This window comes from Actinomadura chokoriensis, from assembly GCF_039529475.1.
GTDB lineage: Bacteria > Actinomycetota > Actinomycetes > Streptosporangiales > Streptosporangiaceae > Spirillospora > Spirillospora bangladeshensis.
In genome coordinates this window covers 52781-75277 of sequence record NZ_BAAAMW010000025.1, presented here as the reverse complement: position 1 = coordinate 75277, position 22497 = coordinate 52781, and the positions used below count along the sequence as shown (strand labels likewise).

General features: G+C 71.2%; 23 protein-coding genes. 14 read left to right on the top strand and 9 right to left on the bottom strand.

Annotated elements, in window-relative coordinates:
• Nucleotides 1-793 precede the first annotated feature (793 nt).
• On the bottom strand, nucleotides 794-1579 hold the full coding sequence (locus tag ABFX46_RS35755) for a hypothetical protein (protein ID WP_346048387.1): 786 nt from the start codon (nucleotides 1577-1579) through the stop codon (nucleotides 794-796).
• A gap of 176 nt (nucleotides 1580-1755) precedes the next feature.
• On the opposite strand from ABFX46_RS35755, the gene ABFX46_RS35750 reads away from it, so the two are divergent.
• Together ABFX46_RS35750 and ABFX46_RS35745 are read left to right on the top strand one after the other, a co-directional pair.
• Nucleotides 1756-2685 carry an aldo/keto reductase gene (locus tag ABFX46_RS35750; protein WP_346048386.1) on the top strand — a complete coding sequence of 310 codons (930 nt, stop codon included), beginning with the start codon at nucleotides 1756-1758 and terminating at the stop codon, nucleotides 2683-2685.
• A 76-nt stretch (nucleotides 2686-2761) separates the two neighbouring features.
• Nucleotides 2762-3658 carry a serine/threonine-protein kinase gene (locus ABFX46_RS35745; protein ID WP_346048439.1) on the top strand — a complete coding sequence of 299 codons (897 nt, stop codon included), beginning with the start codon at nucleotides 2762-2764 and terminating at the stop codon, nucleotides 3656-3658.
• A 9-nt stretch (nucleotides 3659-3667) separates the two neighbouring features.
• Here ABFX46_RS35745 and ABFX46_RS35740 read toward each other — a convergent pair whose 3' ends face one another.
• On the bottom strand, nucleotides 3668-4330 hold the full coding sequence (locus ABFX46_RS35740; protein WP_346048385.1) for a thiaminase II/PqqC family protein: 663 nt from the start codon (nucleotides 4328-4330) through the stop codon (nucleotides 3668-3670).
• Between the two features lie 128 nt (nucleotides 4331-4458).
• Between ABFX46_RS35740 and ABFX46_RS35735 the strand changes: the two genes are divergently transcribed.
• The 3 genes from ABFX46_RS35735 (at nucleotide 4459) to ABFX46_RS35725 (ending at nucleotide 7639) form a co-directional block, all read left to right on the top strand.
• Nucleotides 4459-5742: a citrate synthase gene (locus ABFX46_RS35735; protein WP_131943889.1), complete on the top strand. Its 1284-nt coding sequence runs from the start codon at nucleotides 4459-4461 to the stop codon at nucleotides 5740-5742.
• A gap of 144 nt (nucleotides 5743-5886) precedes the next feature.
• Complete coding sequence (locus ABFX46_RS35730; protein WP_346048384.1) at nucleotides 5887-6792, top strand: hypothetical protein; 906 nt, start codon at nucleotides 5887-5889, stop codon at nucleotides 6790-6792.
• Between the two features lie 124 nt (nucleotides 6793-6916).
• Entirely contained in the window at nucleotides 6917-7639 is a 723-nt protein-coding gene (locus tag ABFX46_RS35725; protein WP_346048383.1) for a nucleoside triphosphate pyrophosphohydrolase, read from the top strand.
• Nucleotides 7640-7712: 73 nt separating this feature from the next.
• On the opposite strand, the gene ABFX46_RS35720 is transcribed toward ABFX46_RS35725, so the two are convergent.
• Together ABFX46_RS35720 and ABFX46_RS35715 are read right to left on the bottom strand one after the other, a co-directional pair.
• Entirely contained in the window at nucleotides 7713-8303 is a 591-nt protein-coding gene (locus ABFX46_RS35720) for a DUF4291 domain-containing protein (RefSeq protein ID WP_346048382.1), read from the bottom strand.
• 35 nt (nucleotides 8304-8338) lie between these two features.
• A complete protein-coding gene (locus ABFX46_RS35715; protein WP_346048380.1) occupies nucleotides 8339-9100 on the bottom strand; it encodes a TetR/AcrR family transcriptional regulator in 762 nt (253 codons plus the stop codon).
• A gap of 334 nt (nucleotides 9101-9434) precedes the next feature.
• Here ABFX46_RS35715 and ABFX46_RS35710 point away from each other — a divergent pair, with 334 nt between their 5' ends.
• Entirely contained in the window at nucleotides 9435-10337 is a 903-nt protein-coding gene (locus tag ABFX46_RS35710; RefSeq protein WP_346048379.1) for a TIGR03620 family F420-dependent LLM class oxidoreductase, read from the top strand.
• 120 nt (nucleotides 10338-10457) lie between these two features.
• Here ABFX46_RS35710 and ABFX46_RS35705 read toward each other — a convergent pair whose 3' ends face one another.
• The 3 genes from ABFX46_RS35705 to ABFX46_RS35695 all read right to left on the bottom strand — a co-directional run bounded on the left by ABFX46_RS35705 (nucleotide 10458) and on the right by ABFX46_RS35695 (nucleotide 14040).
• The gene (locus tag ABFX46_RS35705) at nucleotides 10458-11852 is read right to left on the bottom strand and encodes an IS256 family transposase (protein ID WP_428831348.1); all 1395 of its coding nucleotides are present in this window, start codon (nucleotides 11850-11852) and stop codon (nucleotides 10458-10460) included.
• Nucleotides 11853-12244: 392 nt separating this feature from the next.
• Nucleotides 12245-12901: a response regulator gene (locus ABFX46_RS35700; RefSeq protein ID WP_346048376.1), complete on the bottom strand. Its 657-nt coding sequence runs from the start codon at nucleotides 12899-12901 to the stop codon at nucleotides 12245-12247.
• Nucleotides 12902-12909: 8 nt separating this feature from the next.
• On the bottom strand, nucleotides 12910-14040 hold the full coding sequence (locus ABFX46_RS35695) for a sensor histidine kinase (protein ID WP_346048375.1): 1131 nt from the start codon (nucleotides 14038-14040) through the stop codon (nucleotides 12910-12912).
• A 157-nt stretch (nucleotides 14041-14197) separates the two neighbouring features.
• Between ABFX46_RS35695 and ABFX46_RS35690 the strand changes: the two genes are divergently transcribed.
• Genes ABFX46_RS35690 through ABFX46_RS35680 form a run of 3 tightly spaced genes read left to right on the top strand, consistent with a single transcriptional unit; the run spans nucleotide 14198 to nucleotide 16769 of the window.
• A complete protein-coding gene (locus ABFX46_RS35690) occupies nucleotides 14198-15103 on the top strand; it encodes an ABC transporter ATP-binding protein (RefSeq protein ID WP_346048374.1) in 906 nt (301 codons plus the stop codon).
• The gene (locus ABFX46_RS35685) at nucleotides 15100-15990 is read left to right on the top strand and encodes an ABC-2 transporter permease (RefSeq protein WP_346048373.1); all 891 of its coding nucleotides are present in this window, start codon (nucleotides 15100-15102) and stop codon (nucleotides 15988-15990) included. Before ABFX46_RS35690 ends, ABFX46_RS35685 begins: the two co-directional genes overlap by 4 nt.
• Entirely contained in the window at nucleotides 15990-16769 is a 780-nt protein-coding gene (locus tag ABFX46_RS35680; protein WP_346048372.1) for an ABC transporter permease, read from the top strand. The genes ABFX46_RS35685 and ABFX46_RS35680 overlap by 1 nt, the downstream gene beginning before the upstream one ends.
• Nucleotides 16770-16889: 120 nt before the next feature.
• Here ABFX46_RS35680 and ABFX46_RS35675 read toward each other — a convergent pair whose 3' ends face one another.
• Entirely contained in the window at nucleotides 16890-17204 is a 315-nt protein-coding gene (locus ABFX46_RS35675) for a hypothetical protein (protein WP_346048371.1), read from the bottom strand.
• A 588-nt stretch (nucleotides 17205-17792) separates the two neighbouring features.
• Here ABFX46_RS35675 and ABFX46_RS35670 point away from each other — a divergent pair.
• Nucleotides 17793-18659, top strand: coding sequence for a helix-turn-helix domain-containing protein (locus ABFX46_RS35670; protein ID WP_239067321.1), 867 nt, complete (start codon nucleotides 17793-17795; stop codon nucleotides 18657-18659).
• A gap of 25 nt (nucleotides 18660-18684) precedes the next feature.
• Here the strand turns inward: ABFX46_RS35670 and paaI are convergent, their stop codons facing one another.
• On the bottom strand, nucleotides 18685-19215 hold the full coding sequence (gene paaI, locus ABFX46_RS35665) for a hydroxyphenylacetyl-CoA thioesterase PaaI (RefSeq protein WP_346048370.1): 531 nt from the start codon (nucleotides 19213-19215) through the stop codon (nucleotides 18685-18687).
• A 131-nt stretch (nucleotides 19216-19346) separates the two neighbouring features.
• Between paaI and ABFX46_RS35660 the strand changes: the two genes are divergently transcribed.
• From ABFX46_RS35660 to ABFX46_RS35645, 4 genes are all read left to right on the top strand, one after another.
• Complete coding sequence (locus tag ABFX46_RS35660; protein ID WP_346048369.1) at nucleotides 19347-19748, top strand: nitroreductase family deazaflavin-dependent oxidoreductase; 402 nt, start codon at nucleotides 19347-19349, stop codon at nucleotides 19746-19748.
• Between the two features lie 105 nt (nucleotides 19749-19853).
• Nucleotides 19854-20942: a phosphotransferase enzyme family protein gene (locus ABFX46_RS35655; RefSeq protein WP_346048368.1), complete on the top strand. Its 1089-nt coding sequence runs from the start codon at nucleotides 19854-19856 to the stop codon at nucleotides 20940-20942.
• Nucleotides 20943-21087: 145 nt separating this feature from the next.
• The gene (locus ABFX46_RS35650; protein ID WP_346048367.1) at nucleotides 21088-21954 is read left to right on the top strand and encodes an NAD(P)-dependent oxidoreductase; all 867 of its coding nucleotides are present in this window, start codon (nucleotides 21088-21090) and stop codon (nucleotides 21952-21954) included.
• Between the two features lie 142 nt (nucleotides 21955-22096).
• The gene (locus tag ABFX46_RS35645) at nucleotides 22097-22486 is read left to right on the top strand and encodes a VOC family protein (RefSeq protein WP_346048366.1); all 390 of its coding nucleotides are present in this window, start codon (nucleotides 22097-22099) and stop codon (nucleotides 22484-22486) included.
• Nucleotides 22487-22497: the final 11 nt, after the last annotated feature.

The window sequence follows — 22497 nt, the reverse complement described above, 5'->3', positions numbered from 1 at the left end:
GCGTTCAGCCAGTGTCGATCGCACCTTGCAACGGAGAATCGCCCTCCCGCGACGGCTGCGCTAGCACCGGCCTCAGTCACGGGACGGAGCGCTCCTCCCCCTGAGGCCCCTCAGCCGGTGTTGATCGCCTCTTGCGCGGAGCCGTGCTTCTGTCGGGTGCAATGGCGCTGATCGCTGTCACGGGACGGGGGCCGCTCTTGGCACTGCGGAGACCTCCGGCCCGTCTCGATCGCCATCCGCGTCGGGCACCCGCCTCCCGACGGGTCCGCCGGTGCCGACCGCGAGCAGGAGCATGCACGCTCGCGGATTTGTGGGGTTCTTCGGCTCGTTATTGATCGCCTGCTCTGGTGGACGCAGTCATCGTCCTCGACCGGGTGCGCTCGTGTCAGCCACGGTCATAGGAGGTGACGCGCCTGGCACCGAGCCCGTCGACACGGTGTTGATCGCCTCATCAGCGGAGAGCTGTGCTCTGGCAGGTGCATTGATGCTGGTCGCTGTCACGGGAGGGGGGCCGCTCTTGGCACTGCCGGAGCCCTTCAGCCCGTCTTAATCAACTCCTGCGGCAGAGAGTCGCGCTCCTGACCGGTGCGTTGGTGGTTCCCGGGACGGGGCGCTCCTGCCCCTGCAGCCGCTGTTGATCGCCTCCTGCTGTGGAGAGCCGTCGCTCTGACGGGTGCGTTGGTGCTGGTCGCGGTCACGAAACCGGGTGCCCGTGGTCCGGGGGCCTTCGGCGAGTGTTGATCACTTCCTGGCGTGGAGAGTCGTGCTCCTGACGGGTGTGTCGGTGGCGGGGTCAGGGGGCGGGGCGTTCGTGTTCTTCGATTTCTGCTCTGACCGTGCTGAGGTTTCGGAGTGCCCGGCTGAGGGGGGCGATGTCCGGCGGCTGGTCGGCGTCGCGGTCGACGTAGGCGGAGCAGCGCAGGATCCAGGCGTGGACGACGTCTTCGAAGTGCGCCTCGGATCGGTGTGTCCTGGCCAGGGTGAGGCGGCGTTTCTCCTCCGCGATCTCGCGCGCCAGGTCGTCGTCGGCTTTCAGTACTTGGACGTCCGAGAGGGCGTAGCGGCCGAGTCGGTCCGTTTCGAGGTCGCGTTCGGAGGCGACGCGGTCGAACGTCCGGCGGGGCCAGCCGAGGATCGCCGCGGCCCCGCCCGCGTCGACGGTGTCGGTGAGCGGGCCCTTCCTTGCGGAGACGACCTTCCGCACGGCCTCGGGGGCGAGTTGGTCGAGGTCGCGCATGAGGTAGACGGGGTGTCCGCGAAAGCTGCTGACGACGTCGAGGGCACCCTGGGCGACGAGGACCTCGATGTCCCGGCGTTCGACGTCGAGGCTCACTCGGGTGGCCAGCCTGGCGGCCGCGCGGGCGGAGCCGATCGGCGGGTCGTCGCCGAATCTCCTGATGACCTCCTTGCCCGCGTCCCGGGATTCTTCGGCGAGGTCGGCGGACCACTGCTCCCCGCCCAGGTCGGGGCCGGGGAGGATCCCGTGCTCCAGTCCGACGCGCAACTGCCATCGGGTGAGCCCCAGGTGATCGGCGAACTGGTTGGCGCCGTACCGGGTGCGATTGGTCTGTGCAGGCATTGCCCCGTCCTTCGTGCCGCGATCGACATTGACGCGACACAGCCTCGCCGACAAGGCCGCTACAGAATAGTAGAACGCAATTCTGTGGATAATCACTGGCGAGATCTGGTCTTATCGGGCAATTGCTCCGAATTCGAGCGCATGGCACGGCATGCGAGGCTGGGAGCGTGGACGCTATGGATCGCTTGGGCATCGGGCTCGCGGCTTTGGGACGGCCCGCCTACATCAACGTCGGCAGGGCCGCCGAACTACCACCTGGCCGAAGCGTGGAACAGATGCGCGAGGCTACCTGGGACGTCCTCGACACGGCTTACGCTGCCGGCGTCCGATGGGTGGACACGGCGCGCTCCTACGGCAGGGCGGAGGAGTTCCTCGGCGCCTGGCTCGGCGCACGCGCCCCGGACGATGTGACCGTGTCCAGCAAATGGGGTTACGCCTACGTCGGTGAGTGGAAGACCGACGCGGCGGTGCACGAGGTCAAGGAGCACAGCCTCGGCCGATACCGCGCCCAGTACAGGGAGACCCGCGAGTTGCTTGACGGGCATCTGTCCGTCTACCAGGTCCACTCGCTGACCGAGGACAGCCCGTTGTTCCAGGATCTTCACCTGCAGGAGGCTCTGGCAGAGCTGCGTGCCGAGGGGATTCGCGTTGGGTTCTCAACCTCGGGCCCAAGGCAGGCTGACACGATCCGTCGGGCGATGACGCTGGACGTGTCCGGCCAGAGGCTCTTCAGCTCCGTCCAATCGACCTGGAACATCCTGGAGATGTCGGCTGAGGAGGCGCTACGCGAGGCGCATGAAGCGGGGCTGCACGTCCTGCTCAAGGAGGTGCTGGCCAACGGCAGGCTCGCCGTACAGCCGCCCGCAGTCGCGGAGGCCCTCGCAGCGGAGCACGGCGTGGCACCAGACGCCGTGGCGTTGGCCGCGGCACTCAGCCGCCCTTGGGCGGACATCGTGCTCATCGGCGCGGTGAGTCCAGGGCAACTGGAGTCGAACCTCACGGCGTCGAGGGTGCTCCTGGGCGAACGTGACCTTGAGTCGCTGGCGGATGCGAGTGTTCTCCCAGAGCGCTACTGGGCCGAACGGAGCGCGCTGCCCTGGACCTGACCGCGTACGTTGCCGGACGAGCGTCCGCCTCATGGCACGATTGAGCGCGCCCCACCATGATCGGATCCGCGTGCCCATGCAGCCAGAACTCCCCGAGATGATCGGCCCCTACCGAGTGGTCGCCCGGCTGGGCGCCGGCGGGATGGGCGAGGTGTTCCTCGGAGCGTCGCCGAGCAGGCGCCTCGTCGCCGTGAAGGTCATCCGTGCGGAGCTTCTGGACGACCCCAGGTGGCGGGTGCGGTTCCGCCGCGAAGTGACGTCGGCGCGCTCGGTCAGCGGCTTCTACACCGCGCCCGTCGTCGACGCCGATCCGGACGCGGACCGGCCCTGGCTCGCCACGCAGTACATCCGCGGCGTGAGCCTCGCCAAGGTCGTCCAAGAAAGGGGGCCGCTTCGTGAGCAGGCCGCCTGCCGGCTGGGCGCCGGGCTCGCGGAGGCCCTGATCGCGATCCACCGTGCGGGCATCGTGCACAGGGACCTGAAGCCGTCGAACGTTCTGCTCGCCTCAGATGGGCCGAGGGTCATCGATTTCGGCATCGCGAGGCCGCTGGACGCATTGCCGCTGTCCCATACGGAGATCCTGGGGACGCCGGCGTACATGTCGCCGGAGCAGGCTCTGGGTGAGCCCGTCCACCAGGAGAGCGACGTGTTCTCCCTCGGCGCGACCCTCGTGTTCGCGGCGACGGGTGCCGCGCCCTTCGGCACCGACCACAAGGTCCGTGGCCGGATCGTGTACGGCGAACCGGACCTCACCCGGCTGCCCGATCCCATGCGCGGGCTCGTGACACGGTGCCTGGGCAAGGAGGCCGGGGAACGCCCCACACCGGAGCAGATCCTCGTCGCCTTGTCCACGCTCCTGGACGCGCACTACGGCGAGGAGTGGCCTCCCGTGGACGTCGAGCAGCTCATCGGCGTCCAAGACCGGACCTTGGTCGAGATCACCGCCGAACTGCCGACGCTCAGGGAGCCTTAGGACGACCGGTCACGGCAGGCCATCGGCGAGGACGTCCCAGAAGGCGGTCTCGTACGCGTGCAGGAGGCGTGCCGCGCGAGCCGCCTCGATCGGGTCGTCACCGGAGGCGAGCCCGGACGCGATCACATCCAGGGCCTGTTCCTCGAAGCCCGGTGGTGACTCGGCGAAGAAGTCGAAGAACCCCACGGCTTCGTCGGGGAATCCGTACCGCGCGCGTAGGGCGGCTGCGATGCGGGCGCAGTAGGCGCCCCACTCCTCCAGGTTGGCCAGCATGGCCAGGGCGACCTCCGTGGCCGTCCCGAACGCGGCCCTCTGCGCGAGATAGGCCGGATATGCCTGCGCGAGGGGCTTCGGCTCGTACGCTTTGAGATTCTTCTCACCTTGACCGAGCGCGCCGGCGAAGTCCCCGAGCAGGGCCAGCGCCTGCCCCTCCCCTTGCGCAAGCCCCAGAAAGAGCTCACCGGACGACGAATCGGGATACCTGGCCGCGAGCAGGGCGAAACTGCGCCGATCGCTGCTGACGATGCGATACTCCTCGCCGGCCAGCCAGACCAGGCGTTCCCGGGGCATCTCCCCCGTTTCCAGCATGTCGACGAAGCGGTTCCCGGTCGCCCCGGCGGCGAGGTCCCCGCGGGTGCGTGCGGCGAGTTCGGCGGCCTCGTGGTCGGTCATGACTCCACCGGAGCACCTGGGCCCCTCCCCCGTCAACGGGACCGGCCGGATCAGCCCGGGTGATCACGTGGATACGATGAAGAGCGGAACGTCTACGCAGGTGTGGACGCAGTTGGGAGTGAGCGAGTATGTCGGATTTCGAGCTCGACCACGCGAGCGGCCGGATGCCTCTGGAGGTCACGGAGGCGACCGAGGGGCCGTCAGGGCTGGTCGTCGGCAGCCTCCTGAAGGAGACGGGGCATGTCACGCTCGATCCCGGCTTCACCAACACCGCGTCCACCACGTCCGCCATCACCTACATCGACGGTGAGGCGGGGATCCTGCGGTACCGGGGCTACCCCATCGAGGAACTGGCGGAGAAGTCGTCCTTCCTTGAGGTGGCCTACCTGCTGATCTACGGCGAGCTGCCGACGACCGACCAGCTGAACGCGTTCACCGACAACGTGCGCAACCACACGCTGCTGGACGAGAAGTTCCGCGCGTTCTTCTCCGCGTTCCCGCGCCGGGCCCACCCCATGGCCGTGCTGTCGTCCGCCGTCAGCGCCCTGTCGACGTTCTACCAGGACAGTCTCGATCCGTTCGATCCCGAGCAGGTCGACCAGTCGAGCATCCGGCTCATCGCGAAGCTGCCGACCATCGCGGCCTACGCCTACAAGACCTCCAACGGCCAGCCGCTCCTCTACCCGGACAACTCCCTCGGGTACGTGGAGAACTTCCTCCGCATGATGTTCGGCCTGCCCACGCAGCCCTACGAGATCGACCCCGAGATCGCACGCGTCCTGGACATGCTGTTCGTCCTGCACGCCGACCATGAGCAGAACTGCTCGACGTCGACCGTGCGGCTCGTCGGGTCCAGCCAGGCGAACCTGTTCTCGTCCGTGTCCGCGGGCGTGGACGCGCTGTTCGGCCCGCTGCACGGCGGCGCGAACCAGGCCGTCCTGGAGATGCTGGAGCGCATCCACGAGAACGGCGACGACATCGACTCGTTCGTGGCGCGCGTCAAGAACAAGGAGCCCGGCGTCAAGCTGATGGGCTTCGGGCACCGCGTCTACCGCAACTACGACCCGCGCGCCGCCGTTGTGAAGAAGGCGACGGGCAAGGTCCTGGACGCGCTGGGCAAATCCGACCCGCTGCTGGACCTCGCCATGCGCCTCGAAGAGGTCGCGCTGAGCGACGACTACTTCGTAGAACGCAAGCTCTACCCCAACGTGGACTTCTACACGGGCGTCATCTACAAGGCGATGGGCTTCCCCACCAACGCCTTCACGGTGCTGTTCGCCCTCGGCCGGCTCCCCGGGTGGATCGCCCAGTGGCGCGAGATGATGAACGACCCGGCCACGAAGATCGGACGTCCGCGCCAGGTGTACGTGGGCCCGGGCGAGCGCCACTACGTGGAGGCCTCCGCCCGGTAACCGCACCCGGCGATATCGGAAAAGGCGGCCGCTCGCTCGATCGAGCGGCCGCCTTTTTCCACAGAATCCTGTTCTAGTGAAAGTGCTCGGCCTCCTCCTCGAATCTGGACTGCGAACACCGGTCCACCGCCCGAGGAGGCTGCAATGCGCGTCACCATCACGGTTCCCGAAGAGACGACGGCCGGCTTCGCCGTCGCGGCCGACCGGGATCCCGGCGACCTCGCGGAGAAGGTCGGGCGAGCGCTGCCCGGCCCGCTGGGCGCGGCGGCGGCGGGCCGTCTCGGTACCCCGCATCTCATGCTTGCCTGCCATACCGCCGACGACTCGCCCTGGAACCTGCGCGAGGTGGCCGGCGACGACGAGGACGACGCGGAGAGGGCCCGCCAGGCCGGATGGCACATCAGCGTCACGTGCGTCCTGCCGGCCGGCGACCTTCCGTCCGGGCCATATCTTGCGCGTGCGACCGCCAAGGCGATCGCAGAATCGCTCTGCGGAGTGCCGGTGGATCTCGCCACCGGGAGGACGCTGCCGGTAGCTCGCCCCGGCCGCTTGGACGACTTCGTCCTCGCCGATGACTGGCTGGGGGCCGTCCTGCCGCCGTACCGGAACTCGGGCCGCTGCACGGCCGACGAGGACGACATCGACGGCTGCGCGTGCGTCGCGCTCAGCACTCGTGGGTTGGGGCGCTTCGGCCTGCCCGAACTCGAGATCAGGGACGTGGCGTGCCCGCATGACCTGGCGGCGCTCAACGTCCTCCGCACGACCGCGCAGCGGCTGCTCCCCTTGGGCAGGCACCCGGGCGACCACACCCTCCCCAGCGAACTGCTGCTCACGAGTGCCGACTTCTCCGCATTCTGGGGCAACCGAGAGTCCATATGGGACGACGGGCCGATCGCCGTGCGGCTGACCGAGAACGCACCCGATCGTCTGGGCATCGCCGCTCCCGCGGCCTTTCCCGGCACCTTGAACGAATGGCTGTGGGACGAGCTCCCGCCCGTCCTGCATGAAGTGCTCAGCTGCGAACCCGAACGCACCGCCCCGCCGGGCTGACGACCAGCGGCACAACCGGCCATCGCCATGCCTAGATGGAGCCACCAGATGCCCGAACTCACCGAGCGCAGGCAGTGCCGCGCGCGACACGGTCTTACACCCTTCCAGTGAAGGCGACCAGGGGATGACGACGGAAGCAGTGGGTGAGGAAGCAGGGGGCCCGATGGGTGACCGGGGGCTAACGTCGTTCGGCATGGAGGACCATGAACAGCCCGGAGGGCTGGCGAGAGTGCTCGCGGACGTCAGGGCCGAACGCGAAGCCCAGGACCGCATGTGGGGAGTTCAGGAGTTCCCGGACGGGAGCGGACCCGAATTCGCCGAGCACGCGGAGGCGGCGAAGCGGGAGTGCGCCACCGCCTACCAACAGGGAGAACTGACGTGGCGGCACGTCCTCACCGAGGAGTTCTTCGAGGCTCTCGCCGAATCGGATCCCGCCGCTCTTCGGACGGAGCTGGTGCAGACGGCCGCGGTCGCCGTCAAATGGATCCAGTCCCTCGATCGGCGGCATGGTGCAACCGTCCATCCCGCGAAGGACGGCGGCGGGGCGGTCGAGAAACTGGTCCGGGACCGGATCCCTGAGATCATCCGGGCCGCCGGCGGACGGCCGGAGACGCGTGTTGCCGACCCGGCCGAGCATGCCGCACGCTTGCGCGCCAAGCTCGTCGAAGAGAGCGGGGAGTACATCGCGAGCGGCGACCCGGAGGAACTCGCCGATGTGCTCGAAGTCGTCCACGCTCTGGCAGCAGCCCATGGCATCAGCCCGGCAGAACTCGACCGTCTCCGGTCCGCCAAGGCCGCCGAGCGAGGTGCTTTCGACGAGCGCCTCGTCCTGCGCCTCCAACAATGATCTTCATCAATGACCTGAAGGCCCATCAGCGACGGAAGGTGGTCAAAGACCCTGGGCGCAGATCGAGCGGTGGTCAGAACATTCCTAGGCGGGCGGTCAAGGCCGGTGGCAGCGGATAGGGACGCTCCTCCGGGAGCAGCGCCTTCGCCTGCGCCGTCCGGCCGGAGAGGAGGAGAGCACGGATTCTGCGGGCCAGCGGTGTGCGGTCTTCTATGCCCAGGATCCAGTCGTCGACATAACGGTCGATGATGTGCCGGCTCAGACCTATCTGGATGCTCCGCGCTTCGAGCTTCGCGCCGCGGATGGACCTTTCCGGGTCCCACTGGACGTGCACCACGGCCTTCGCGAAATGGCGGCGCCATTCATCAGAACTGCGGAAGACGCGGCGGTCGGGGTCCGTCGGCACTGCCAGTCCGAGGGCCTCCTCCCATCCGCTGCGGCTGATCCGGACGGCGAGAATCGTCTGCTGCCCCGGCTTGCGCGCCCAGTCGCTGCGAGCCATGAGCCACAGGAAGGACGGTTTTATCCACGTCATCCGCCGACGGGAGAAAGGAGGGACGAAGGTGCCCTGCTCGGCGGCGAGCAGGCCGATCTCGGGAGCGTACGCCTGGTAGACCGTGATCGAATCGCGGTCGTAGGAGGCCCTGACTTCTCTCGTGCCCATGGTCCGCCCAGGCTGACGCGTCGAGCCGACCGGCCTCAACCCGTTTTCGGCGTGGCCTTCCTGCGGCGATGGGCCTTCTGCCGGCAGGACGCGCTGCAGAAGCGGGCGGGTCGTCCGGTCGCGGCCGGGGAGATCGGGGTCGCACAGACCTCGCAGCGAGTTTCGTTACGCAGGTTCTCCGTTTCGTCGTGTTTCGTCTCGGGACGGAGCGCGTCACGGCCGAGCTTCGTCCCAGGACGGAGCGCGTCGCAGATGAGGGACGTCATCCGGCCTGGACTGCCGCCGGGACCGCGCCGGCGCTCCATGTACATGGCCCCCGTCATGAGGGCGCGGACATCGTGGACATCAACGTCAGGCCGTACGGCGCCTGCGGTCTGCGCCTTCCGCAGCAGGTGGTCCAGGGACGCGGTGAACCGAGCGTCTACCCCATCCTCGTCAAAGCCCTTCACGTCGGCTGCCAGGGCGTCGCAGACGGCATGGTTGAACATGGCGCGGTCGACGACCCGCACGACGAAACCGTAGAAGGCCTCGGCCGGGTCGTCCGCGGCCTCCAAGGCCACCGCCTCGTCCACGATCGCTTCGATGCGCTCTGCGACGACCGCCCGGAACAGCGCCTCCTTGGTCGCGAAATTGCGGTACACCGTGCCGGCCCCGACACCGGCGCGGCGGGCGATGTCGTCCAGCGGGACGAGCCGGCCGTCGGCGGCGAACGCCTCACACGCGGCCTCGAGAATGCGCTCGCGGTTCCTGCGCGCATCGGCTCGACGGGGCGGATTACTCAAGCGAACCTCCTCCATTCGTCGACAACCTCAAGCCCTGACACCCCACGCGTGGCCCCCACACGTTGGCGACTGCAGCGCCATGACGACTCGACGCACTGGCACCCCCACTCGCTGGCACCCCCACTCGCTGGCACCCCCACTCGCTGGCACCCCCACTCGCTGGCACCCCCACACACTGCCAACCCACGCACTGGCACCCCCACACACTCGCAACCCCACGCACTGGCACGCCCGCGTCGGCAAACCCCACGCAGAGCTTCATGTGCTGGCAGCTCCAGGCGTTGACAAGCGGGGTGGGCGTTCCGGTAGCGTTCTAAGCGGGTTGTTCGTTCCGATTATAGGAGGGCCGATGGCGGTCACGGCGGTGGAGGAGACGCGGGGAAGGCTCGGCAGGGTCGGGGCGGTGCTCATGACGCCGATCGCGCCCGCGGACGAATGGCGGCGTGCCGCCCGGCGGGTGGAGGAGGCCGGCTATGGATCGATCTGGACGAACGAGTCCATCGGCGGCCGCGAAGTCTTCACGCAGCTGGGCGTGGTGCTCGCGGCGACCGAGCGCATCGTTCTCGGATCCGCGGTCGCGAATCTGTGGGCGCGGCATCCCGCCACCATGCAGGGTGCGGCATCCGTCCTCGCGGACGCGTATCCCGGCCGGCTGGCCGTCGGCGTGGGTGTCAGCGTGCCGGAGAGAGTTAAGCAGAGCGGGATGAAGTGGACGAGCCCACTGAATCGGATGCGCGAGTACCTCGACGGGATGGACGCGGCCGTCGACGCCGCGCCCGTCCCCGAGGTTCCGTTCCCACGCCTGCTGGCGGCGCTCGGCCCGAGGATGCAGGGCTTGGCGCGTGACCACGCGGACGGTGCGCTGCCCGCCTCGATGCCCGCCGAGCACACCAGGACGGCCAGGGAACGCCTCGGCCCCGGCAAACTCCTGGTCGTCATGCAGGTCGCGCTCCTCATGACCGACCCCGAGAAGGCGCGCACGGCCGCGAGGCAGACTCAACTGCTCAGCCTTCCCGGTTCGCCGTACCTTCGTGCGCTGAAGGAACTCGGGTACACGGACGAGGCACTGGCCGCCGGCGGCTCGGACGAGGTCTTGGACGCGTGCTTCATGTGGGGCGACGAGGCCGCGATCGGCAAGAGGGTCCAAGACCATCTGGACGCGGGCGCCGATCATGTGGCCGTCGCGGTGCTCGCTCCAGACCTGGGAAGCTCCGCCGACCTCTTCGAACGCCTCGCCCCCACCCTCCTGTAACCGACCCGCACCGAGCAGTTCCTCTTTCTGCCCACCGTCCCGGTTCCTGGGGTCATCTGGCCTCGCCGAGCCTGTAACTCAAAGTGTGTAAAGATGATCTTGTTGTGGGTCTGGTTGTCTTTACTGGATGCGGCCTGGGTAGGCGTCGGCGAGTTCGTTGAGGGCTTCTGCCCACCCGTAGGTCTTCTGGCCCTCGATGAGCCGTGCCGGATAGCCGGCGCGGACACTGTCCATGTCGGCTCTGGCGGCGCGTTCGCGTGCGCGTTTGTCCTCGATGTTGAGGATGGCCAGCCAGAGCAGCTTGACCACCGCCTCGTCGGTCGGGAAGTGGCCGCGGGCCTTGGTGACTTTTCGGAGCTGGTAGTTGAGGGACTCGATGGCATTGGTGGTGTAGAGGAGCTTGCGGACGGCGGGGGTGAAGGCCAGGAATGGGATGAACCGCTCCCAGGCGGTCTCCCAGACCTTCACTGCCTGGGGGTGGCGTCTGCCCAGGTCGGTGTCGGCGAAGCAGGCGAGTGCGTCCAGGGCGGCGTCGGCGTCGGGCGCGGTGTAGACCTTCTTCAGTTCGGCGGCCACGGCGGCGCGGTGCTTGCGGGGGACGGGGCGCAGGCTGTTTCTGATCAGGTGCACCACGCACGACTGGACGGTGGTGTGCGGGAACGCCGAGCAGATGGCGTCCTCGAATCCGGTCAGGCCGTCCACGCAGGCGATGAGGATGTCGTGGACGCCGCGGTTGCGCAGGTCGGCGACCACGCCGCGCCAGAACGCGGCGCCCTCCCCGATCCGGTTGGTGCCGGGCGGGCCGGCCGGGCCGTCGCCGGCTTCGGGCACCCAGATGCCCAGGACGTGCTTGTCGCCGTCGGTGTCGATCCCGACCGCCAGGTAGGCGGGCTTGTTGTGCACGACGTGGTTGTCGCGCACCTTCACCGTCAGGGCGTCCAGGAACACCACCGGGTAGACGGGGTCGAGCGGGCGGCGCTGCCAGGCCTTGACCTCCTCCATCACCTGCTCGGTGATCCGCGACACCGTCTCCGGGGACAGCTGAGTGCCGTAGACCTGGTCGAGGTGGTGGACGATGTCGCGCACCGTCATGCCGTGCGCGTACAGGCTGATGACCATGTCGTCCAGCCCGCCCGACACCCGCCCGGCGCGTTTGGGCACCAGCACCGGCTCGAACGACCCCTTCCGGTCGCGCGGCACCGCCAGCCGCACCGGACCGACCCCGGTCTGCACCGTCTTGGAGATCTTGCCGTTGCGTGAGTTGCCCGTCCCGTACCCGTCGCTGGCGTGCTTGTCATAGCCCAGGTGCGCGGTCAGCTCGGCCTCCAACGCCCGCTCCAGCACGGCCTTGACCAGGTCGCCGAGCATCGAGCCCTCGCCGGTCAGCCGCAACCCGCCGGCCTCGTCGCGGGACCGGGCCAGCAACTGGTCCAGCAGCCGGTCGTCCAGCAGCTCCCGGATCGGACGCCGCGTGTCCTGTGCGCTGTGGTGCTCGGGCTCGCTCACCTCCGCCACGGTAGCCGGAAGATCGCTTACGGTAGTTGACGTGGTGCCTTCGACACGGTCGATCACGGACATGACGTGTGGTTCTCCCCCCGAAGAACGTGGGTGCTTCACCCACTGATCACTTGCTCCCCAGCAAGATCACTTTCCACACCTGAGGAAATACCCCCGCCTCGCCGTCGGGTCAGCGTAGGGAACCCGCGGCAGCAGAGTCCCAGTCGAAGGCTGCGGAGCTTTGGCGTTGGCCGGGGGGTGGCGGTCGTCGTTTGTCGGTTCGGGTGGTCGCTTTACGTCGCCACCGGGTCGGCAAAGGGCGGCGGGGCCTCCACCTGCAGCGGGATCAGCAAGGCTCTGCCGGGGCGTCTTGGCTGGCCGGGGAGGCGTTGGGGCGGTGGGGTGCGGCCTTAAGCGGGGTGGATTAGGCGGGTTTCGTAGGCGGCTATTACCAGTTGTGCTCTGTCGCGGGCCTGGAGTTTGGAGAGCAGGTGGCCTACGTGCGTCTTCACCGTGGCCGGGCTCAGGTGCAGGTGTTCGGCCAGTTCGGTGTTGGACAGGCCGCGGGCGATGAGGGTGAGGACTTCGCGCTCCCGGTCGGTCAGGGCGTCCAGGGCGGCGGGCGGCGGCTGGACGGGGGCCGGGCGGCGGACGAACTCGGCGATCAGGCGGCGGGTCACCGTGGGGGCGAGGAGCGACTCGCCGGCGGCGACGGCGCGGATCGCCGACAGCAGGTCGGCGGGCGGGGTGTCCTTCAGCAGGAAGCCGCTCGCCCCGGCCTTGAGCGCCGAGTACACGTAGGAGTCCAGGTCGAACGTCGTGAGGATGAGGACGCGGACGTCCGGGAGGTCGGAGCAGATCCGCCGGGTCGCCTCGATGCCGTCCATCTCGGGCATCCGGACGTCCATGAGGACGACGTCGGGGCGCTCGCTCGCGGCCAGTTCGACGGCCTCGGCGCCGGTACCGGCCTCGCCGACGGTGCGGAGGCCGGGCGCGGTGTCGATGAGGACGCGGAAGCTGCCGCGCAGCAGGGCCTGGTCGTCGGCGACGAGGACGCGCAGTTCCACCGGGTTTCCTAGGTTTCGTACGGGAAGTCGGCCGATACGGCGAAACCGCCGGACGGGCGCGGCCCGGCGGTGAAGTCGCCGCCGTACATCATGACGCGTTCGCGCATGCCGATGAGCCCGTGCCCGTCGCCGCCCGGCAGGACACGGACGCCGGGGCCGTCGTCGGTGACCTCGATGCGGACGCGCTCGCCGTCGGCCTTGACGCGGACGCGGCAGCGGGCCGGTGCCGCGTGCTTGACGACGTTGGTGACCGCCTCCTGGACGATGCGGTAGGCGGAGAGCGCGACGCCCTCCGGGAGGGTCGGCGCGTCCACGTCCAGGTCGACGTGGACGCCGGCCATGGCGGCGCGTTCCGCGAGGGCGGTGAGATCGGCGAGGCCGGGCGCCGGGCCGAGGTCGGCGTCGGTGCGCAGGACGCCGAGGAGGTGCCGCATCTCGGCGAGGGAACCGCGGCTCGTCGTCTCGATGACGCGGAGGGCGTCGAGGGCCTCGTCCGGCCGGGCGGCGGCGACGTGGACGGCGACGCCGGCCTTGACGGCGATCAGGCTCATGCTGTGCGCGACGACGTCGTGGAGTTCGCGGGCGATGCGCAGCCGCTCGTCCGAGACGGCCTGGTCGGCGAGCCGCCGGGCGGAGCGGGCGGCCTGCGCGCGGCGTTCGCGGACGACGCGGCCGAGCGTCCAGGACGCGCCGAGGACGGCGAGGCCGAGCAGCAGCTCACCGGCGGCCTCCGCGTGCCGGCCGCCGGGTCCGGCGATGGCGCCGCCGAGGATGACGGCGGCGCTGACGGCGCCGATCAGCGGGGTGGGGATCCAGCGGCGGCGGCGCCGGGCGAGCGCGACCGGGTAGAGGGCGAACCCGGCGGCGGCATAGGAGTCGAAGGGCAGGCCGAGCACGAGCGAGGCGGTCGAGGCCGACAGGATCGCGGCGAAGACGGGGACCGGCCACAGCCGCCGCACCGCCAGGGGCAGGCCGGCCGCGGCGGCGAGCGGGACGGCGGCGAGCGCGGAGACGCCGGGATCGGCCGGGAGCACCAGGAGCAGGAGCGTGTAGACGACCGCGAGGCCGGCGTCCAGTCCGATGAGCGCGCGTCGGCCGAGCCGCATGAAGAACGGGGAGCGCAGCTCGGATTCGTCCACGTCACGAAGGTACCGGGACGGCGCGGAGCGGCGCCTCCTCCCGGCGGCCGTCATACCGGGGTCGGAGCCGGGCGGGCGCCTCGGAGCAGGGGTGGACGTCCGGGTCCCGCCCACGTTCCGATGCGCGGGGAGCACGTTCGGTACGAGCGTTGTCCGCATGATCGAAGTGTGCGAGCTGACCAAGCGCTACGGCGGGACGACGGCCGTCGACCGCCTGTCCTTCGCGGTGCGGCCGGGGACAGTGACCGGCTTCCTGGGTCCGAACGGCGCGGGGAAGACGACCACGATGCGCGTCCTGCTGGGGCTCGACCGGGCGACGTCCGGCGAGGCGCTGGTCAACGGGGCCCGGTACGCATCGCTGCGCCGCCCCATGCGGGAGGTCGGGGCGCTGCTGGACGCGGGCGCCGTGCACGGCGGGCGCCGGGCGTTCGACCATCTCGGATGGCTGGCGCGCAGCAACGGCATCGGGACGCGGCGGGTCGCGGAGGTCCTGGAGCGCGTGGGCCTCGCCGGCGCGGCGCGCCGGCGGGTCGGCGGCTTCTCGCTCGGCATGCGGCAGCGGCTCGGGATCGCGGCGGCGCTGCTCGGCGACCCGGGGGTCCTCCTGTTCGACGAGCCGGTGAACGGCCTCGACCCGGACGGCGTCCGCTGGATCCGCGAGCTGATGCGGTCGCTGGCCGCCGAGGGGCGGACGGTGCTGATCTCCAGCCATCTGATGAGCGAGATGGAGCTGACGGCCGACCGGCTGGTCATCATCGGCCGCGGGCGGCTGATCGCGGACACGTCGGTGCGCGAGCTCGCGGACCGGTTCCGGCGCGGCACCATCGTCCGCTCGCCGCGGGCGGCCGAGCTGACCGCGGTGCTCGCCGCCGCCGGCGCCGGCGTCGACTCCATGCCGGGCGGCGCCCTCGCGGTGACCGGGCTCGACGTCGCCGCCATCGGCGACGCGGCGGCCGCCCACGGCATCCCGCTGCACGAGGTGACGCCGCACAGCGCCTCCCTGGAGGAGGCGTACATGGAGCTGACCGCGGGCAGCGCCGAGTTCGGAGCGGTGACGAGGTGACCGACACGTCCAACGCCGACTGCCCGGCGGACAGCGGCCAGCGGGAGACGAGCGGTGGCTACGCGGCGCTTGGCGGGAGCGACGGGAGATCGGAGAACAGGATGGCCGGGGTGGGGGACACCGTGGCGGCGGAGTGGTGCAAGTTGCGGAGTGTGCGGTCGACCGGGGCCGTCCTCGGGACGGTCGGCGGGTTCATGGTGCTGTGCGCGCTCTGGTCCTGGTACGTGGCCCGCTACTGGGACGGGCTGCCGGCGGCGCGCAGGGGAACTGCGCAGACGGCCCCGGCGGAGCAGCCGCTCGCGGTGTCGCTGCCGGTGTGCGCGGTCGTGCTCGGGGCGCTGACGCTGACGTCGGAGTACTCGTCCGGGATGATCCGGGCGACGCTGGCGGCGATGCCGCGCCGGCGTGCGCTGTTCCTGGCCAAGGGCGGCGTCGCGGCGGGCGTCATGGGCGCGGCGGCGCTCGCGGCGCCGGCCGCCGGATCGGTCGCGGGCGCGGTCATCATCGGCGACCGGCCGGTGGCCGCGTTCCAGGCTCCCGCGGCCGATGTCGCCGTCCATCTGCTGTGGCTCGGGCTGACGACGGCGGCGATCACCCTCGTCGCGTTCGGGCTCGGCGGGGTGCTGCGCTCGACGGCGGCGACGATCACGTCCGGTATGGCGGTGCTGTTCGTGCTGCCCGCCCTCGCACGGCTGCTGCCGTCCCCGTGGGACGAGCGGATCTGGTCGGCGCTGCCCGGCAGCCTGGCGAACCAGATCGCGGGGCCGCCCGGTTCGTCCGGAGACCACGGTGCGCTGTCGCCGCCGGCGGCGGTGGCGCTCCTGGCGGCCTACACCGTCATCGCGCTGGGAGCCGGCGCGTACGCGTTCACAAGGAGGGACGCGTGATGGGCGGCGCGATCGCGGCCGAGTGGTGGAAGCTTCGTTCGGTCCGCTCGACCTACCTGGTGACGGCGGTGACGGCGGGGTTCACCGGGTTCCTCCTGCTGCTGGCGTTCCAGATGGCGCATGTCTGGGACGGGCTTCCGGCGGACCGCAGGGACGACCTCCTGCTGCGCCCGCTGCAGGAGCTGGGCGGCTGGGGCGCGTCGCTGTGCCTGGCGATCCTCGGGGTCGTGTCCGTGACGTCCGAGTACCGGACGGGCATGATCCGCACCAGCCTCGTCGCGGTGCCGGGGCGCCGGACGCTGCTCCTGGCGAAGGCCGCGGTGGTCGGGACGGTGGCGCTGGCCGCCGGTGAAGCGGTGACGGTCGGGACGTTCCTCGGGACGCGGCTCATCGTCGGCGACCGGCCGTTCACCGATCAGCAGGCGTCCATCGCGCACGACCTTCCGGGCTTCGTCCTCGCGGGGACGATCGTGCCGGTGTTCGCGCTGCTCGGCCTCTCGCTCGGCGTGCTGCTGCGCTCCACGGCGGGTGCGATCGTGTCGGTGGTGTTCGTGTGGCACGTCCTGCCGCTCCTCGTCTACCAGCTGCCGGAGCCGTGGAGGGAGCGGGCCGGATCGGTGATGCCCGGGGGCCTGCCCACGCAGATGGCGGGGCTCAGCGCGGAGAACTCCGTGTACGGCGATCTGCTGTCACCGGGCGCGGCGGCGGCGGTGCTCGTGGCCTATGCCGTTATTCCGCTCGGTTTTGCCGCATTTGTCATGACCCGGCGCGACGCCTGACGGCGTGGGGCCTCAACACACGAACGGCGGCGCCCCGCCACGGGGCTCCGCCGTTCCACGGACCCGCCGGGCCCCGCGCTCCTGCATGGGCGCGTCCGGCGGGAGGAGGCGTCCGGCCTGTCAGGTGAGGCCGACCTGGAGGGAGTTCGCGCGGAGCGCCAGGCGCTCGCGCAGCATGTCGGTGGCCTCGTCGATGCGGGGCGCGGCGGCCTGCGCGCGGACCTGCCGACCGTCCAGTTCGACGACGGCTTGGGCCAGCGCGGGGCGCGGCAGCGACGGGTCGTTGACGACGCTCAGCGTGACCCGGACGGACGTGACGCCGCCGGCCCCCGACAGCGCCTCGCGGATGGCCCGCTCCGCCGCGGCGCGCTCGTGCGCCGAGACGTCGCCCGAGGTCAGGAAACGGATCTCTGGTCGCTCACGGGTAGCGTTCATGGATTCCCCCAGGATGCGCGATGGTGGTCGCCTCTCGGCGGAGCGGCGGTCGCGACCGCCCTCTGACCAATGAACGTCCCGGCCGCCGGAGATCTTGCCCGTCCGGCACGAGAGCTTCGTCACTCGCCCCTCCGCCCGGCCGGCGTCGGCCCGCACCGGCCCGCGAAAATTCACCAAAACGCGCGACGTGCGACATTCACGCGTCATACGACCGATCAAGGAATGGCCTGTCAGGATTGGCCGCAGCAATGCCGGAGAACGGCGGCCAATTGGCGCCCCGGCGGCCGCGCGGGCAGCGGCGAAATGCCGTCCCGGCCGAACCCGCAGCGGCGGCGGCACCACGTTCCGCAGCCGCACCGCCACCGACAGCACTGGTCACCGAACGTCCCCGCCCGCCCGGCGCGACCGGACCGGGGCGCGGCTCCGATTCCGGACGCGTTTTTCATAGCTCCCAAAAACGCGCCGGGATCCTCTAACATAGTGCGGTGCCGTTCAGCCTCCGCGCAGACCCATCGACTGGCTGGTGACCCCTTGTCCGAGGATTCTGCTGCCCCGAGACCTCCGGCCGAAGACGATCCGGCCGGGCGGCTGATCGATTATCCCCGGCGCGGCGGCCCCACCGTCCTGCGCATTCTGCTCGGCGCGCAACTGCGCCGGCTGCGCGAGTCCCGCGGGATCTCCACCGAGCAGGCGGGCTATGAGATCCGCGGCTCGCACTCCAAGATCAGCCGGATGGAGCTCGGCAGGGTCGGGTTCAAGGAGCGCGACGTCGCCGACCTGCTCACCCTCTACGGCGTCTCCGCCCCCGGCGAGCGCGAACCGCTGCTGCGGCTCGCCAAGGAGGCCAACAACCCCGGCTGGTGGCACCAGTACGGCGACATCCTGCCGAGCTGGTTCGAGGTGTACCTCGGCCTGGAAGAGGCCGCGTCCATGCTGCGCGCCTACGAGCTCCAGTTCGTCCCCGGGCTGCTGCAGACCGAGGACTACGCCCGCGCCGTCGTCCGGCTCGGCTACTCCGACGCCTCGGACGAGGAGGTCGAGCGGCGCGTCCAGATCCGCACGACGCGGCAGGAGCGGTTCACCTCCCCCGAGGCGCCGACGCTGTGGGCCGTGCTGGACGAGGCGGTCGTGCGCCGTCCGCTCGGCGGCCGCGAGGTGATGCGGGCCCAGATCCGGCACCTGATCGAGGTGTCCGAGCTCGCCCACGTGACGCTGCAGATCGTGCCGTTCGGCGCGGGCGGGCACGCGGCGGCGGGCGGCCCGTTCACGATCCTGCGCTTCGCCGAGCCGGGCCTGTCGGACGTCGTCTACCTGGAGCAGCTCACCAGCGCGCTCTACCTCGACAAGCCGACGGACGTCGACACCTACATGCGCGCGATGAACAACCTGTGCATCACGGCGGCTCGCCCCGACGACACCGCCCGCTTCCTCACCCGCATCCTGAAGGAGCTCTGACGCTCCGGGCCTCCCCCGGCGGCGGTCAGGGCGCGTCGCCGCCGAGGACCCGCAGGTCCCTGCTGCGGCTTCCGCCGCGGAACTCCGCGATGACCTCCCCGTCCGGGACGCGGCGCACCGTCACGTCGTAGATCCCGCTCCGGCCGTAGCGGACGCGCTCGACCGCGGTCGCCTCCAGGACGTCCCCGCCGCGCGCGCTCGCGACGAACACCACGTCGGCGGACGCGGCGACCGTCACGGCGTCATGGGTGTTGCACGCGTAGGCGAACGCCGAGTCGGCGAGCAGGAACAGGTAGCCGCCGTGCGCGATCCCGAAGCCGTTCACCATCGTGTCGGCGACCGCCATGCGCAGGCGCGCCCGGCCGGGCGCGACCTCGGCGATCTCCATGGCGAGGTCCTGCGCCACCTTGTCCCGCGCGTACATCGTCTCGGCGCACCTCCGCGCCACGTCCGCCGCGTCCTCCGCCGCGTCCATCGCCATGCCGTCCGCCATGCCCATGCCGTCCGCCGTGCCCTCAGTCGTATCGTCCACCCTGCTGTCCACCCTGTCGTCCACCGGCTCAGCGTAGTGACCCGGCCGCGCCGGCACGGCACGGCTTTGAGGGCCGCGCCCCTGGGAAGGGCATCGAGGGTTCGCGGGTTGTCACCGGTGGCCGCGCCGCGGCCGAATCCAGAAGAGGAGGACCGATGCTGTACGGCAAGGAACATGTCCAGCGCTACCAGGAGACCGACGGAGCGGAGGGGCACGACTGGCAGGGCACGATCACGCTGCTGCTCACCACCACCGGGCGGAAGAGCGGCAAGGAGCGCACGACGCCGCTCATCTACCAGCCCGAGGGCGACGCCTACCTCGTCGTCGCGTCCAAGGGCGGCGCGGACGAGCCGCCGCTCTGGTACCTGAACCTCCAGGCCGACCCCGAGGTGAAGGTGCAGGTGAAGGGCGACAAGTTCACCGCGCGGGCGCGCACCGCGACCCCGGAGGAGAAGCCGGCGTTCTGGCGGAAGATGACGGCGACCTGGCCGGCCTACGACGAGTACCAGACGAAGACGAGCCGCGACATCCCCGTGGTGGTGCTGGAGCGCGTCTGAACCGCCGTCCGCGCGGGTTCCCTTTCGCCGTGCGGGCCGGGCGTGTAGCGTCGTCGTAGAACATCCATTCGACCGCCGTCCGCCCGACGCAGCCGAGGTGCCGAGGTGCCCACGTCGCACAGCACGGAGACCCGCCAGGGTGCCGACACCGACCCGCCGACGCGGCTGCTGCGCCGCTGGGACGCCGGCGCGCCGGACGCGGTGAGCCCGCTGCCGGCCGGGCCCGGCCGCCGGTGCTGGCGGGTCGACACGGCCGCGGGGACGTTCTTCCTCCGCGAGTACGCCGAGCCCGACCGGCGCCGCGTGCTGTTCCAGCACACGGTGACCGCCGCGCTCGACGCCGCCGGGCTGCCGGTCCTCGCGCCGCTGCCGGCGCGCACCGGCCGGACGCTGGTCACCGCCGCCGGCCGCGGCTACGTCCTGTATCCGTGGGTCGGGGGCCGCGGGCGCGGCGGCCTGGAGCTGACGTTCGGCGGGTGCGAGGCCCTCGGCGCGCTGCTCGGGCGGCTGCACGCGGCGCTGGACGAGCTGACGGCGCCCGTCCAGCAGAGCATGCTGGTGCCGACGCCGCGCGCCGCCGACGCTGCCGCCGCCGTCGAGGCGATGCTGGCGGACGTCCCCGGCGACGGCGACGGCACCGACTTCGACGCGCTGACCGCCCGGCGGCTGCGCGAGCGCCGCGACCTGCTCGCCGAGTTCGCCGGGCACCAGCCGCCCGACATCGAGGTCAGCACGGTCGGGCACCTGCACGGCTCGTTCCACGGCGGGCACCTGCGCTACGGCGGGTCGGGCAACGTCACCGCCGTCCTCGGCTGGGACGGCCTCACCACGGGGCCGGTCGCCGGCGAGGTGGTCCGCTCGGCGGCGCGGCTGTTCGCGTGCGACGACGAGCGCGGCCTCGACCTCGACCGCGTGCAGGTGTTCGTGCGGGGGCACCGCTCGGCGTACCCGCTGGACGCCGGGCAGATCCAGGCGGCCGTGCACCGCGAGTGGTGGGAGCGGCTGTGCGACGTGGCGCCGCTGCGGCACCGCTACCTGGGCGAGGACGGCGCGGGCGGGCGCGGCCCGGCGTCGCTCGTGGCGTGGTGGTCGGCCCAGCTCGACCGCACCCTCGACGCGTTCGCCGCCCCGTACACCGACGCGAGCGCCGACGCCTACGCCGACGCGGCGGACGACGACCACGCCTACGGCTGACCTCCTCGGTAGGCCACCCCGGCTGACGGCCGTGCCGCGGAACCTCGGCCGGCGGTGGGTAGTGCATCCATGATGCGCGACGCGCAGCCGTGTGCGAGGCTTGTCCCGCACATTTATGAACTGGACAGTCCAAAAGGAGCGCGAGATGACTCAGGTCGCGATGCTCGGCACCGGCATCATGGGGGCCGCGATGGCCCGGAACCTGCTCCGGGCCGGCCACCGGGTCGCCGTCTGGAACCGCACGGTCGCCCGCGCGGAACCCCTCGCCGCCGACGGCGCCGCGGTGGCCGGCTCGCCCGCGGAGGCCGTGGACGGCGCCGAGGTGGTCATCACCATGCTGAAGGACGGCGAGACCGCCCTCGCCGTCATGACCGATGCGGCGCCGTCGCTGCGCTCGGGGCAGGTCTGGGCGCAGATGGGCACGGTCGGCCTCGGGTCCCTCGGGCGGCTCGCCGCCTTCGCCGCCGAGCGGGGGCTCACGTTCGTCGACGCGCCCGTGCAGGGCACGAAGCAGCCCGCCGAGCAGGGGACATTGCTGGTGCTCGCTGCGGGCCCGCAGGACGCGCGGACCGTCCTCGCCCCCGTGTTCGACACGGTCGGCGCCCGAACGCTCTGGCTGGACGAGAGCGGCGCGGGCGGTGCGGGCACCCGGCTGAAGCTCGCCGCGGTCAGCTACGCGATCTCGCTGACCTCGGTCGTCGCCGAGTCGGTCGCGCTGGCGAAGGGCCTCGGGCTCGACCCGGCGCTGCTCGGCGAGGTCCTCACCGGCGGGCCGCTCGACAGCGTCTACCTGCAGACGAAGATGAAGGCGATGATCGAGGGCGACTTCGAGCCGAGCTTCGCCGTCCGCAACGCCGAGGCGAACACCCGGCTCATCCACGAGGCGGCGGAGTCCGCCAAGATCCGGGTGGACGTCAACGACGCGGCCGGCGAGCGGTTCCGCCGCGCCATCGAGCAGGGGCACGGCGACGAGGACATGGCGGCCACCTACCGCGCGAGCTTCCCCACCTGACCGGAGCAGAACCGGGGCGGGGCCCGCGTGCCGCCCGCCGCGCGACCGGCAGGCGCGGCCGGAGCGGGCCCGGCCCCGGGGCGGTGCGGCGCGCGGGCGTGGCGGTGCCCCGCGCCGGGCGGCCGCGGGCGAGGATGGGGGCATGGACGTTCTGAGCAGCCGCATCCTGCTGCGCCCGGCCGACCCCGCCCGCACCCAGCGCTTCTACCGCGACGTGCTGGGCCTCGCCGTCTACCGCGAGTTCGGCCCCGCCGACTCCCCCGGCGTGGTGTTCTTCCTCGGCCCGGGGTTCCTGGAGGTGTCGGGGCACGGCGCGGGCGCGCCGGGGTCGTCCCCGATGATCTGGCTCCAGGTGCGGGACGTCCGGGCGGAGCACGACCGGCTCGCGGCGGCCGGGGCGCGCGTCACCCGCGAGCCCCGCGAGGAGCCGTGGGGCCTGGTCGAGATGTGGACCGAGGACCCGGACGGCGTCAAGATCGTTGTCGTGGAGGTCCCCGAGGGCCACCCCCTGCGCCGCGACCCGCGTTCCTGACCCGGCGGCGG